The sequence below is a fragment of the Maribacter forsetii DSM 18668 genome, from assembly GCF_000744105.1.
Lineage (GTDB): Bacteria > Bacteroidota > Bacteroidia > Flavobacteriales > Flavobacteriaceae > Maribacter > Maribacter forsetii.
On the sequence record NZ_JQLH01000001.1, the window covers coordinates 4027255 to 4039917 of the forward strand.

Here is a 12663-nt window from a genome sequence, read left to right on the forward strand (position 1 = left end):
CTTATTGAAAACAGCTATTTCTGTGCATTAATAGCATTTTTATCATACGCTATAAGCATAAAGTAAGATGATACATCTAAATTAGATTGTTGATTACAATTTTCATTATAATCTTTCTATCGAAATTTACTTCATGAAAAAACATAAACTACTAAGCATTATCTCAATCATACTATCTATTACTGGACTAGCCTTAGCCATTTATGGACGAGAAAGCGAGGGTAAATCTGGTGATTTGACTTTTTATGGAATGCTATTACTTGTCGTTGCACTACTTGTTTCTGCCGTAAGCACTTATCTAAGAAAAAAGAAAGTATGAAGAAATGAATGCTTAACTTCATAAGCAACAGATATTAAGTATTGCTATAAAAACCTATTACCACTACACTATTATGAGACAGTTTGCAATTACTATCATTTTCCTATTTTCATTCCTTTCAATCTTTCCTCAAAATATTATCACCAATACCACACCTTCTTTATTACTGGGTCAAGGCGATCAACTCCCCAGAATTAAAAAAGGGCTTGAAGCGGGTAATACTGATTTGGTGGCAGCTTTGAAAAAAATCGTTGAAGAAGCAGATGCCGCACTTAAGCGACCAATTGTAAATGTAGTAGCAGAAGGTGCTTTGCCACCAAGTGGCGACGCTCATGATTATTTCAGCTATAGCCCATATTGGTGGCCAGATGCTGAAAACCCTGACGGACCTTACATTTGGCGTGATGGGGTTACTAACCCAGATCGCCGCACCTCTGATGTCTCTAGGCTTGAGGCAATGAACAAGGCGGTAACATCTCTTGTTCCTGCTTGGTATTTCACGGGCGAAGAAAAGTATGCCGAACGTGCCGTGCAGCAAATTCGTGCTTGGTATTTAAATCCTGAAACTAGAATGAACCCTAATTTCCGCTATGGTCAAAAACGCCGTGGTCATGACTATAACAGTAGTGGTGGTATTCTAGAATCTAACCGAATGGATTGGGTGGTTGATTGCGCTATTCTGCTAGAGGAATTTTCTGGCTGGACAGATAAAGACAAAACCGACTTGCGTAGTTGGTTTGGTGAATTATCTACCTGGATGGTAGAAAGTCCGGAAGGTATTGAAGAAGCTATGCAGCCGAACAACCATGGAGCGTGGTATAATCAACATCTTATTCTCTTTTCTCTGTATGGTGAAAAACCTGAGATTGCACGTGCTTTTCTTGAACGCATGCCTGCACGTATTTTTGGACAGGTTTTCATAGATGGCCGCCAACCACAAGAACTTATTCGAACAAATGCATTAAGCTATAGTATTTACGGTGCACGTGCGCTAGTAGGTGTTGCCCGCCTTGGTCGCCATCTTGATATTGACCTTTTTGCCTATCGCAGCACAGAGGGCAGAAGTATACGACTTGCCATAGATTACATTACACCTTTTATTCTGGGTGAAGAAGAATGGCCTTGTAGTCAAATTAGACCACTGCGTACCGGAAGAGCCAACGAGTTATATTGGAATGCAGCCCTTGGATTTCAGGATCGTGAATTTGCCAATATTCTGCATAAGTTACCTGGAGACCAATTACCATCGCCCATAGTACAGTTATTAGACCCATTGCCTGAAGGGTGGTAAATCTTGTTCTTTCTAAATAGTTAGGCGGCCTCTTTTTTTATAGATATTGTAAATTACAGAGCATATACATTGAATTACCTTAATGAGTAGTAGCATTTGAAAAATAGAATACATTAGTGGAGCATACCAATCCAATTTCGTTATGAAAAGAAACTATATCTTCTTAGTATTTACCCTATTCTATTTAAGCGCTTCTGCTCAAGACAGTTTCAACAAACTCCCACAGGCAGCAAAAATCAGCTGCCCAATGCTATTGATTAACGAGCATATCATCGCCAATAAAAATATCATCACTTCAAAGGAAGACATTGAAGAAATAGGAGTAATAAAAGATAAACCTAGTCGCGAAACGCATTTTTATAATCTTACAGCAAACGGTATTCTGTTTGCTAAACTTAAAAAGGAAATAGCCTCTAAAACACAAGCTGAGCTGAACAACTTTCTGGATTTGGATGAAAATAACCCTGTATATGTAAACGGTTATTTATTGGAGCATGACACGTATACCATTGCTACAGAAAGTATTGCAGAAGTGGAACTGGTAGCCCCAAATAATGAAAATAACTTAACTGAAAAAGTCATCAATATTTGGACATTAACTCAAGAAGAACGTGAAAATGGCTGTGCATTGTCCCAAATGAAGTAAATTAGTTGTTCACCTCATCATCAATCATCATGAAAACAACAATCACACTTATCACCTTCCTCTTATTTACAACAACTTGTCTTTTCGCCCAACAAGACAAATTCATTGAAGACGCCATAGAGCGATTAGAGAACTCACGTAAGTACTTGTTACTGGTAGCCGATATGATGCCCGAAGAGAAGTATGGGTACAAAGCAACAGAGGAGTCCTTGACCTTTGCCGAAAATTTAATGCATATTGGTTTTGCGCTAGATTGGCACAGCCAGTCACTCATTGGCGACCGAGAAGCACGCGTATACCAAACGGACACCGTTTTTAAACCTGCCAACAAAACAAAGGCTGAAATGATGGCCCGTATAGACCAAACATTTACCGAAGCCATTGCGCTTTTACAAGATGTGTCTCCTGAACAGTTAGATACCGAGTTGGATTATTTTGGACTTACACGCTCTAAACGACAAATTTATATGCTGCTGGCAGACCATATTACGCACCACAGAGGGCAAATGTTGGTTTACATGCGCCTAAACGGACTTACGCCGCCACGGTACGTATTATATCAATAGCAGTGTAAGAGAAAGTTATTCTTCTTTTTTCTTATCGCCGTTCATTAGCATTAGTACAATGCCAACAAGGGTTAAACACACGGCTGCAAATACAGCAATCATAATAACGCCGTTGCTCCAGTTTACCAAGGGTAGATGTAATGAGGTCATAGTCGGTAATTTTATTAACACAAAAATAGAATGTAGCTGCAAGATGTTCTATGACAATTGTCAGGAAATCAAAATACTACGCAACAAATAAATTTTCATTTCATTTGAGTGCCGCCAAACGTTGTAGGCTTGGTATGGGTTCTGTATTTTTATAGTTGAAAATGGTTTTTAGAAAATGGTAGATAAAATTAAATGTCCCAATTGTGGGCATGAGTTTGATGTTGAAGAGGCGCTTTCCGGCAAAATGCAGGCTCATTTTAAGGCTGAATATGAACGTAAAGTAGCCGAGCAGGCAGAAAAATTCAATAAAGAACGTAGAAAGCTTGAAATTGAAGTAGAAGAATTCGAAAAAAAGAAAGAGAAGGAAAACGAGCTTTTTAAAGAGAAGCTGGCACAACGCCTTGCTAAAGAATCTGAAAAAATACAGCTACAGACCAATGAGTCTTTTGAGCAAAAGTTAAAAGCCCTGCAACAAGAGAACGAGAAAAAGAAAGAGGAGAACAGAGCGCTACGTGCACAAGAGATCGATCTTTTAAAACGTGAGAACGAATTAAAGGAAAAAGCCGAAGAGCTTAAGATGAACGTTCAGAAAGAATTGTTGGAGAAACAATCGGTCATTGAAGAAAAGGCAAAGGCAAAAGAGCGCGAGGCAATGGCTTTGAAAGAGAAAGAATACCAGAAACAGCTAGACGACCAAAAGAAGCTTATTGATGAAATGAAGCGCAAGGCAGAGCAAGGTTCTATGCAAATGCAAGGCGAAATACAAGAACTGGCATTAGAAGAATTATTGCGCAGCACCTACCCTTTTGATAATATAGACGAGGTTGGTAAAGGTATTCGTGGTGCAGATTGTATACAGACCGTCATCAACTCGCTGCAACAGACCTGTGGTTCTATTGTTTATGAAAGCAAGCGTACCAAAAATTTCAGCAACGATTGGATCAATAAGTTAAAGCAAGATCAGATCAATTGTAAGGCAGATATTGCGGTAATTGTTACAGAAACCTTTCCGCCAGACATGGACCGTTTTGGTGAGAAAAACGGTGTTTGGATCTGCGGATTCAACGAAGTAAAAAGTGTTTCGCTCGTATTGCGAGAATTGCTGTTAAAAACACAATCCATAAAATCTTCTGATGAGAACAAAGGTGATAAGATGGAGCTGCTGTATTCTTACTTGACCAGTAACGAGTTTGTGCAGAACATTAATAGAATTATAGAAAACTACGATTCTATGATCAAACAATTGAACTACGAAAAGAAAGCGGCCTATAAGAATTTTGCCGTGCGAGAAAAGCAAATTTGGGGTGTTCAAGAAAATATAAACGTGCTCTTTGGTTCTATTAAAGGGATTGCGGGTAATTCATTATCTACATCGACCATTCTTGATTTACCGGATGCGGAGATAGACGATTAGTTTTAGTTGCTGGTTGTTGGTTGTTGGTTGTTGGTTGTTGGTTGTTGGTTGTTGGTAAAATAATGAATTTCACTTTGCGCTATGCACAAAGCCCTTAATAAATTATGCGCTAAGCGTGCCACGCATTGCGTTTAGCGTTGGGCGCTAAGCTTTATTTAGTTTGGAATTTAGCCAAGTGATCATTTTCTCAAATCTAAAAGAGATGAAAATTAGATATATGCAGCTAATAAAACTCCCGAAATTACTACTTGATGTATCTTTAAAATAAAACACATTTAATAGGGTTGCTACCAAGCCTAAAATGCCGACCGTAAGTATAAAATATTTTAAGAATTTCATTGTTTATGTTTTAAGGTGTTTTGGCACTTTTGGACCAAATTGATGGTTATTTACACCTATATGTAGCATTTTCACTCGAATTGTTACGTATTTTGATGAAAAAATAAAATAAATACATTTTAGGTACCCAAACAACATATCATTTTGTGGTGTAATTTTTGATGCATGAATAAGTATGAAGAAATCTATATTTCTTAGTATAATTTTTATCCTTTCATTGATAAGCAGCAATGCCCAAGAATCATCAATTTCTGAATTTGATTTATATGGATGTTGGGTGCTGGAAAAGAAAATAAGACCTTCTAACCATATTGTAGTATATAAATCTTGTGAAGATGTAGCCCATGAAAATGTAAAATTTGGATCTAAAATTTCTCTCCTCGCATTTAATGAGAGTGAACATGAAAGTACTGGTCCTCTAGCATGCTTTACTACATTTACAGAAAAAGGTACTTGGGAATTTGATGAAAACTCAAGAATAGCAAGTTTATATTCTGGTCATGAATGGTTAAAAGAGTTTAAGATACTTGACCCTGATGAATATGCCAGCTGGGGATCACCTGAAAAGTTTGAGAAACTAAAATTTAAAGTCATTTCTATTGAAAACAATCAACTTACAGTAGAAATTATTCCAAAACAGAACGGTAAAAAGCCAATTGAAGATTCTTCAGAATAATACTATGAAAATAAGTCTATCACTTTTTTTACTACTCACTATCACTTCCGTATCATGCCAACAAGAAAAGAATGCATCAGGTGATGATGTAACGGTTATGTGGACATCCTTTTTATCTAATTTAGCAGCTGAGGATAAAGAAGCTTTTAAGAATATATCTGGGGAGACTATTCGTTGTTATGATTGTTTGGAGAATACGCCATCCGAAGCGCAACAAATGAACTTCTTACGAGAAAATGATTCGCTTTGGTACGATAAAATTTATGATGACCTCATCTATATTCCCATAGATAGTTTTATAGCCAATGATTATGACATTCTATTCAATCCTAAATTTATAAACATCCTTCAGGAAAATGAAACAGTTATTTCTAGTGAAGAATCAAACGGAATAATATACACCCATATACTGGTTACCACTACCCTACCTACTGCATTTTTTGAAGGTGGGCAACATATGTTTTCATTTGAAAAAACAACCGATGGCGATTGGAAATTTTATGAAATTAGCACTATACCCTAATATACTAAAAGTTATTTTCCTACCCAATTCTTAAATTCCGATGCTTTTGCCTTGCTCACTACTATAGGTTCATGACAAACGGGATGAACATCTACCAATAGCTTACTGTTAAAATGGAATTTAATGGCGGTTATGGCTTGTCTACGTAATATAAACTGTCTATTGGCCCTATAGAATACTTCTGGATCCAAAGCTTCTTCTATATCTTCTAATTTATCATCTATTACATAAGAACGTTCTTGTACCGTTACGGCTTTTACAAGACCTGTATCTATAAAGAAATAGGCAATATCTGCAGTTTTCACAGGTATTAACTGATCTCCCAAACCTACTAAGAACGTCTGTTTAAAATTGACCGATTTATGCTGTATTAAGTGCATTAAGCTTTGCATTTGATTTTCATCGATCCCCTTATTATGATTTTGAGATTGGAATCTATCTAATGCGTCTGACAGTTCTTCTTGGTCTATAGGCTTTAATAAATAATCAATGCTATTTACCTTAAACGCCTTTAATGCATATTGATCATAAGCCGTAGTGAATATGATGGGAATATTGATTTCTACTTGATCGAAAACTTCGAACGAGATACCATCTGCCAAATGAATATCCATAAATACCAAAACACCTTCATGCGGTTTTAAGAAATAAGCAACAGTTGCCTTTACGGTATCTAAAATCTCAATAACCTCTATATCCGGATTGATTTTCGTCAATAGATATGCTAGGTTATCGCTAGCGGCAAGCTCGTCTTCTACTAATATTACTTTCATTCAGGTTGCTTTAAAGGCAGTTCTACTTTAAAGATATCGTTATCGGTACTGACCAACACTTCTTTTTTCAATAAAAGGGAATACCGCTTTTTAAGATTATAGAGTCCGGTACCCATACCTTCTACCAAAGTACTTCGGCTACGAATAGGGTTTTCTACCACTAAAGATTCTCCGTTAGAATATACTTTTACCGTTAATGGGTTTGTCGATGATATTTCGTTATGCTTAACTGAGTTTTCTACCAATGACTGTAATGCCAATGGCGGAATTTTCATGTCCATAAATTCTTCATCGATATTTACGTCTATCTCAATACGGTCTCTATACCTGGTTTTCATTAAAAAGGTATAGCAATCTAAAAATTTGAGTTCTTCTTTTGCAGGCACCAAATTAGTTTCGCTACTCTGTAATATATAGCGATACATGTAAGACAGCTTGTTTACAAATTTGGTAGCATTTTCATTATCTCTAATCAAAGACGACAGCGAGTTCAAAGAATTGAATAAAAAGTGAGGGTCGATCTGGTTTTTTAAGGCTGCCAATTCATTCTCTAAATTCTGCTGTTTTAATTGCTCGTTCTCTATTCTACTTTCCTGCTTATCTGTACTTACACGTAACAAGCGAGCGATAAAAAATAAAACAATGGACAGATTAATAAATGTAAAGTTGATCCAGCCCTCTTCATTTGGTTTTAATTCTCTACCATTTATGAATGGATAAAATGCCTTTATCACTTTTATGACCGCAAAAAGCAACACTACATTAATGACCAATATGACGATCCATTTTAGAATGGGAGACCATTTAAAACTGTCATAATCAATATTGGCATTCAGTTGAATGACCAACCAAGAAAAGCAATAAAAAAATAGGTAACGGTATAAAAAATCTGTTACCCAAGACATAGAGAAATCTAAATTCCCCTCCATAATACCATTATATAAATAGATGGTTTTAGGAAGCGAAACCAGAATACCTAATAACAGGGCCGTTTTAACTACTTCTCCCTGTTTTACTTTTGTTAATGCCATGTAACTTCTTTTCTAATGGTATAGCTCAAATATACCTAATAAACGTTTGTAACCGTAGTGCACAAAAAGTTGGTCTTCACCTTAAGCAAAGACCAACTTCATTTAAACTACACTAACTTTTTAAAGTGCATAAGCATTGAAATCTGTTGGCAAATATGCCTCAGCATCAAAACCTAAATCCACTACTTCTTCGTTGTCAAATATTTCAAAATCCTCTCCTGTTAAATCTGTACCTGCATAGGCATCAAAATCTAAAGGCAAATATTCAAATGCATCAAAGCCTAAATCTATTTCTTCGTTAATTTCCAATACTTGAATATCGTTAGCATTCAATTTATCCATCTCTAAAGATGCTTCTAACTGCGCTTCTAAATCGATAACACAATCATCGAAAATGGCAGCGATTTCCGCCTTCTCGGTTTCTTTATGTTTTAGAATTCCTTTAAATGACATAAAGGTGAAGGCCACGACGACCACTGCAGATAAAATTTTAATGTTTTTCATTATGTATGTTTTTAAGTTTTTAGAATTGTTTCTATACCCCAAAGATATTGCGGAATATAGCTCGCAGTTGAGATTAGTAACCCAACCGTCTATATTGCCACATAAAACAACCATAGCGCATAATGAAGTTTTCCCATAAAATAAAAATGTATTGAAAAACGAAAAAAAATAGGAATGAGCAGGATGCTAATTTCAGCTAATCAGGTACATACACACTAATTATATAAACATCTTTAACGCTAGAGATTACTATTTAGTAAACCAATCTCGCACAGTTTCTTCTGCCAATTTATTATTGGGCGTAAAGGCATTGTTATGCTCACCACGGTATTCGATGTAGCTAGGGAATTTCCACCAAAGTATACCTTGGCACCATGGCTCATCTTTTATGCCTTCAAAGATAACCTCGTAAGATCTACTTTGCGCTTCTTCATTAATGGTATCGTCTGCCTCTGCATGCGGGTTCTTCCATGGGGTATCTACACTTCTAAATCCAATTTCAGTAAAAACGATAGGCTTTTTAAATTGATCATATACCTTTTTGATTTTCGTCTTTACCGTATCAAACTGAAGTCGCAATTCCTCATCGGTAGGATTGTCCTTTTTACTCAAAGGATAATAAGAGTTTAAACCAATAAAATCTAAATCGTCCCAAAATTCTATTTGCTCAAATTCAGCTCCCCAATTGGCGGCATAGGTCAGTTGTCCTGAATATAATGCCCTCGTTTTCTTTATCATTTCACGCCAAGCATCTGGTTGGGATAATGTTGCTTTGGTAAACTCTACGCCAATACACAGTGCGTCCATTTCATGAATTTCCGCCAAGAAGGCGTAGTGGCGAATCCACCGATAATAGTAATCATGAAATTTGTCCCATTGGGCGTCTGTAGGCATATCTATTCCGCCTGGCCAGCTACCACCCACATAAATCTGAGGTTTCAATAACGTATACATGCCCATATCCCTTGCCATAGAAACAGCATGCACAACGGCATCATCATTTTCACTACCGGCATTATCACTAAAATGTAGAGGTGTAGGTGTATTTATATCGTTAATACCTGTATACGGCACAATTGCCATGGCATTACTACCCATGTTCTTTTGCTTCAATAAAGATTCCGTTGCCTTTTGTGAGCCGTAGCCATTATAAATGCTATACCCTTCATGTGCAAAATTGAAGCCTTTTAAGTAAGGTAATTTTTTCTTTTCCGTTTTTTTCTTAGGGTGTGCTTTTGGCAACTCCCTTAGGTAATGTTGCCACTTTGTTTCTAAAGATTTTTCTTCACGTTCAGAAAGTGAAAGATTTTTGTATCGCTTTAGGTAGGTGTCTTTACCCCAGGTTTTTATTAAAAAATCTGTAAAAGCACCTGCCATGCAATCTCTAATAAGTGAAGATTCCATGTCCATAAAAGAATTATCAAGTAGTTCTGATATGGTAAATGTATTCTCAGATTCTACCAAGCGTGCAGCCCAATACTTGTAACCCCGCATTTGCCAAGTATCAGTAAAATAAATAGGGAGCCCATAAGTAATAATGTCCTTTGCACTCTCTCCAATTAAGTGGTGCAGCAGTAGGGCATTGTCTCTACCTATATTATTATTTGTGTATATCTTATTGACTATGGTATGTACGGAATTTGTAATCGTATCAAAAGTAGAGTGATCGGTGTTACCCGTCATTAAACCTTTTTCTTCTGTACAGGTATAGAAGTTATAAGTGATTTTAGGTGTATTTTTTCCCTTTACAAAATTGACGACTTTTGCTTTAGTTGCTGTTACATTAGCTTCCCACTGAGCCACATCATCTGCCTTAATAGCTTTTTGGTGGTCAATAAATTTAAAATCGTCGGTGTCTAATAAAACCCTGGTACCTGTGGCGAAATTAAAAAATGTTGACCCCTCTATTCCCCAATCTGCATTGAAATCGCCCATGACCAAGCGCTCATTATTTTCATATACCTCATACTCCAAATTCTGACGGTAGAAAGACAAACCTCGTTCAGCTACTTTTTCAGCAAATACCATAAAAACTTCTTGGGCGTCTGTACCAGTCAAAAAGCTGAAAGGAATTTTTGGGTCCGTGGGACTTGGATAAAAACAAACTCCCAATATTGAATTATTATTAGGAACTTGTCTTTCACCTATTTTAATTTCTGAGTCCAATACTTGAAAAGGCGTATCGCTCATGTACTTTTTTATCAACGAATTTTCTTCAACAGCACCTACTAAAAACACGATACTATTGTTCAGTGATTCTTCAGTTACCTCTTCTGCACTTATGTACTTTACTTTAGCACTGCGTCTAGACCTAGTAACATCTAACAAAGACAGCTCATGAAGTATATTCTTATACTGCTCTTGCAATGCCTCATCCTTTGCTCCATAGACCACTAAAATCTCTCTTTTATCAAAAAAACTTCTACGCAGATCCCTACGCGTAACAACTGAATCTAAAGTAGTAGAAATGGCATTATTTTCAGCTACCGGAAAGTATTCTACACCGGCAAAACCAACAATACCAACGACAACAAATAAAGCTACTAAGAAATATTTCTTCTTCATAAATACAACAATGGGAAAACTATTGTTTAAGATAGCAAAACTGTAAAACCTACATCTGTTTCATACGTTATTTAACTTTTAAAAAGGGTTTGTGTAATAGCGTGTACCAAACCTCTTCTTGATACATTTTTAAAAAACGCTACGCTTCTTTCAAAAACACTCCTTTAAATTTGTTATCTAGATTTAGTTTAAAAATCGAATAAAATATCACAAGTAAAATCCACTTCTGCCCTTTTGTGATACAAACCCTTTTGTACCTTAACTTTGTACTATTAAATAGTAACGCTACATGAGATCAATTCTACTTTTTATTTGTATTTGCCTTTATACCTTGACCACTTTGGGTCAGGGCGTTGCAACTATTTCTTTAGAAGAATACACAGAACTACGAGTTTATGATAGAATCAGTGTTACGCTCGTAAAAGGAGAAGAGAATAAGATTGAAATTGCGGCAGAGCACAAGAAAGATTTAAGTATTACCGAAAATGACGGGCGATTACGATTAAAAATGTGTTCAGGGGAATCTGTGCTGAACTCCATTTTAAATATTAAACTTTTCTATACCGAGGCACTTTCGGTTATTGATGCGAATAAAAACTCTAGAATTATTTCTACCGGATTGGTTATAGGAACCGATTTAGCCATAGAGGCGCAAGATGCCAGTACCATTACCCTAAATATTGCCTATAACAATGTATCGGCAAAAAGTACAAGCGGTAGCGAAATAAAACTTTCTGGCACTAGTAGCAACCAAGAAGTAATGATCAATACCGGTGGCAAACTTTTAAATAAAGGTTTAAAGACAAAAAATAGCACCGTAATCGTATTATCTGGAGGCAGTGCCGAAGTTTACGCTAGCGAATCTGTCATTGCAAAAGTAAAAGCCGGTGGTGCTATTACTGTTTACGGCAAACCTAAGTCTGTAGATAAAGATGATACCTTTGGTGGTAAAATTGCAATACTAGAATAATTACTGTTCTATACTCTGAACATCAAAGCCTATAAGTTCATTATCTTGAAACTGCGGTGTAACCTCTATAGGATTACAACATACCTCGCAATCTTCTACATATGTTTGTTGTGAAATAGATGGATCAAGAAGCATTGACACCTCTTCCCAACAATACGGACATTGAAAATAATGCTCGAACATAGCAGTAGTTTATGCTTTTAATTCTTTGGCAAGTTCTTTTAAAGTTAATGACTGTATTAAATTACCGCCATTAGAGGTAAAAATAGTATCATGACCCAATTTTAACGAAAGCACACCTTCATCAGTATCTAAATGAATGTCAGAAGGATTTACCTTGATCTCTTCTAACTTTACATCAAAACGTTTTTTCAATGATACCGATCCATTGTACTTACTTAATTCAAATCCATAAAAATCAAACAACCGTTGTAGCCCGCTAAAAAAGCTTATTCCTATAAAAATAAGACCTGCCATGGCAAATTTATAAGCCAAGGTAAAAACATCTAATTCATCTCCATTTATAAAAGTATATACCAAATTAATGCAGCCATAAATACCTAATAAGAACACCAATAGACCAACGATTACGGCAAGTACATCCGTTAACAATGCCTTATTTGTTCTAGTAACCACCAATCCTTCTACAGATTTATTCGCTTGGAATCCGAAATCCTTTAAATACTCAAGATTGTTGATTTGAGCTAGTTTGTTGGCAATAGTTGTTTCTAAACCACTTAAGTCTACCACAACAGCTCGTTTTTCAAGCTCGTCTCGCAAACTTAACTGCGCTTCAAAGGTGAGTAATGAATGTTGATCCAGAATCTCTATAAGCTCGCTATTTGTTCTATCGCTATACATGTTATTCCCTAATTAATTTACTCGACAATCGAGGT

General features: G+C 36.3%; 14 protein-coding genes. 7 read left to right on the plus strand and 7 right to left on the minus strand.

All coding sequences use genetic code 11. The features are described 5' to 3' along the window. Positions 1-392: 392 nt before the first annotated feature. The 3 genes from P177_RS17105 to P177_RS17115 all read left to right on the plus strand — a co-directional run bounded on the left by P177_RS17105 (position 393) and on the right by P177_RS17115 (position 2822). Positions 393-1610, plus strand: a complete 1218-nt coding sequence (locus tag P177_RS17105) for an alginate lyase family protein (protein WP_051941902.1) — start codon at positions 393-395, stop codon at positions 1608-1610. 142 nt (positions 1611-1752) lie between these two features. Then, positions 1753-2256, plus strand: coding sequence for a hypothetical protein (locus P177_RS17110; protein ID WP_036156718.1), 504 nt, complete (start codon positions 1753-1755; stop codon positions 2254-2256). 29 nt (positions 2257-2285) lie between these two features. Further along, a complete protein-coding gene (locus tag P177_RS17115; protein ID WP_036156720.1) occupies positions 2286-2822 on the plus strand; it encodes a DinB family protein in 537 nt (178 codons plus the stop codon). A 15-nt stretch (positions 2823-2837) separates the two neighbouring features. Here P177_RS17115 and P177_RS20500 read toward each other — a convergent pair whose 3' ends face one another. After that, positions 2838-2972 (minus strand): hypothetical protein, encoded by a 135-nt coding sequence (locus P177_RS20500; RefSeq protein ID WP_262493322.1) that lies wholly within the window; start codon positions 2970-2972, stop codon positions 2838-2840. 175 nt (positions 2973-3147) lie between these two features. On the opposite strand from P177_RS20500, the gene P177_RS17120 reads away from it, so the two are divergent. The 3 genes from P177_RS17120 to P177_RS17130 all read left to right on the plus strand — a co-directional run bounded on the left by P177_RS17120 (position 3148) and on the right by P177_RS17130 (position 5924). Then, the gene (locus P177_RS17120) at positions 3148-4386 is read left to right on the plus strand and encodes a DUF2130 domain-containing protein (RefSeq protein ID WP_036156723.1); all 1239 of its coding nucleotides are present in this window, start codon (positions 3148-3150) and stop codon (positions 4384-4386) included. A 514-nt stretch (positions 4387-4900) separates the two neighbouring features. Next, the gene (locus tag P177_RS17125) at positions 4901-5401 is read left to right on the plus strand and encodes a hypothetical protein (protein ID WP_036156725.1); all 501 of its coding nucleotides are present in this window, start codon (positions 4901-4903) and stop codon (positions 5399-5401) included. Positions 5402-5405: 4 nt separating this feature from the next. Further along, the gene (locus P177_RS17130) at positions 5406-5924 is read left to right on the plus strand and encodes a hypothetical protein (protein ID WP_036156727.1); all 519 of its coding nucleotides are present in this window, start codon (positions 5406-5408) and stop codon (positions 5922-5924) included. 11 nt (positions 5925-5935) lie between these two features. On the opposite strand, the gene P177_RS17135 is transcribed toward P177_RS17130, so the two are convergent. The 4 genes from P177_RS17135 to P177_RS17150 all read right to left on the minus strand — a co-directional run bounded on the left by P177_RS17135 (position 5936) and on the right by P177_RS17150 (position 10797). Then, positions 5936-6697, minus strand: a complete 762-nt coding sequence (locus P177_RS17135; protein WP_036156729.1) for a LytR/AlgR family response regulator transcription factor — start codon at positions 6695-6697, stop codon at positions 5936-5938. Then, the gene (locus tag P177_RS19545; protein WP_051941903.1) at positions 6694-7728 is read right to left on the minus strand and encodes a sensor histidine kinase; all 1035 of its coding nucleotides are present in this window, start codon (positions 7726-7728) and stop codon (positions 6694-6696) included. Before P177_RS19545 ends, P177_RS17135 begins: the two co-directional genes overlap by 4 nt. A 120-nt stretch (positions 7729-7848) precedes the next feature. Beyond that, positions 7849-8232: a hypothetical protein gene (locus tag P177_RS17145; protein WP_157486606.1), complete on the minus strand. Its 384-nt coding sequence runs from the start codon at positions 8230-8232 to the stop codon at positions 7849-7851. A gap of 249 nt (positions 8233-8481) precedes the next feature. Continuing rightward, positions 8482-10797, minus strand: coding sequence for a glycoside hydrolase family 113 (locus P177_RS17150; RefSeq protein ID WP_036156733.1), 2316 nt, complete (start codon positions 10795-10797; stop codon positions 8482-8484). A gap of 289 nt (positions 10798-11086) precedes the next feature. Between P177_RS17150 and P177_RS17155 the strand changes: the two genes are divergently transcribed. Then, entirely contained in the window at positions 11087-11767 is a 681-nt protein-coding gene (locus P177_RS17155; RefSeq protein WP_036156735.1) for a head GIN domain-containing protein, read from the plus strand. Here P177_RS17155 and P177_RS17160 read toward each other — a convergent pair whose 3' ends face one another. Together P177_RS17160 and P177_RS17165 are read right to left on the minus strand one after the other, a co-directional pair. Next, on the minus strand, positions 11768-11950 hold the full coding sequence (locus tag P177_RS17160; RefSeq protein ID WP_036156737.1) for a CPXCG motif-containing cysteine-rich protein: 183 nt from the start codon (positions 11948-11950) through the stop codon (positions 11768-11770). It lies immediately after the preceding gene. A 9-nt stretch (positions 11951-11959) separates the two neighbouring features. Continuing rightward, positions 11960-12628 (minus strand): hypothetical protein, encoded by a 669-nt coding sequence (locus P177_RS17165; RefSeq protein ID WP_036156739.1) that lies wholly within the window; start codon positions 12626-12628, stop codon positions 11960-11962. Positions 12629-12663 lie beyond the last annotated feature (35 nt).

Coding starts and splice junctions, on each gene's coding strand:
- P177_RS17105 (WP_051941902.1), top strand. CDS start 393: ATGAGACAGTTTGCAATTACTATCATTTTCCTATTTTCATTCCTTTCA.
- P177_RS17110 (WP_036156718.1), top strand. CDS start 1,753: ATGAAAAGAAACTATATCTTCTTAGTATTTACCCTATTCTATTTAAGC.
- P177_RS17115 (WP_036156720.1), top strand. CDS start 2,286: ATGAAAACAACAATCACACTTATCACCTTCCTCTTATTTACAACAACT.
- P177_RS20500 (WP_262493322.1), bottom strand. CDS start 2,972: ATGACCTCATTACATCTACCCTTGGTAAACTGGAGCAACGGCGTTATT.
- P177_RS17120 (WP_036156723.1), top strand. CDS start 3,148: ATGGTAGATAAAATTAAATGTCCCAATTGTGGGCATGAGTTTGATGTT.
- P177_RS17125 (WP_036156725.1), top strand. CDS start 4,901: ATGAAGAAATCTATATTTCTTAGTATAATTTTTATCCTTTCATTGATA.
- P177_RS17130 (WP_036156727.1), top strand. CDS start 5,406: ATGAAAATAAGTCTATCACTTTTTTTACTACTCACTATCACTTCCGTA.
- P177_RS17135 (WP_036156729.1), bottom strand. CDS start 6,697: ATGAAAGTAATATTAGTAGAAGACGAGCTTGCCGCTAGCGATAACCTA.
- P177_RS19545 (WP_051941903.1), bottom strand. CDS start 7,728: ATGGCATTAACAAAAGTAAAACAGGGAGAAGTAGTTAAAACGGCCCTG.
- P177_RS17145 (WP_157486606.1), bottom strand. CDS start 8,232: ATGAAAAACATTAAAATTTTATCTGCAGTGGTCGTCGTGGCCTTCACC.
- P177_RS17150 (WP_036156733.1), bottom strand. CDS start 10,797: ATGAAGAAGAAATATTTCTTAGTAGCTTTATTTGTTGTCGTTGGTATT.
- P177_RS17155 (WP_036156735.1), top strand. CDS start 11,087: ATGAGATCAATTCTACTTTTTATTTGTATTTGCCTTTATACCTTGACC.
- P177_RS17160 (WP_036156737.1), bottom strand. CDS start 11,950: ATGTTCGAGCATTATTTTCAATGTCCGTATTGTTGGGAAGAGGTGTCA.
- P177_RS17165 (WP_036156739.1), bottom strand. CDS start 12,628: ATGTATAGCGATAGAACAAATAGCGAGCTTATAGAGATTCTGGATCAA.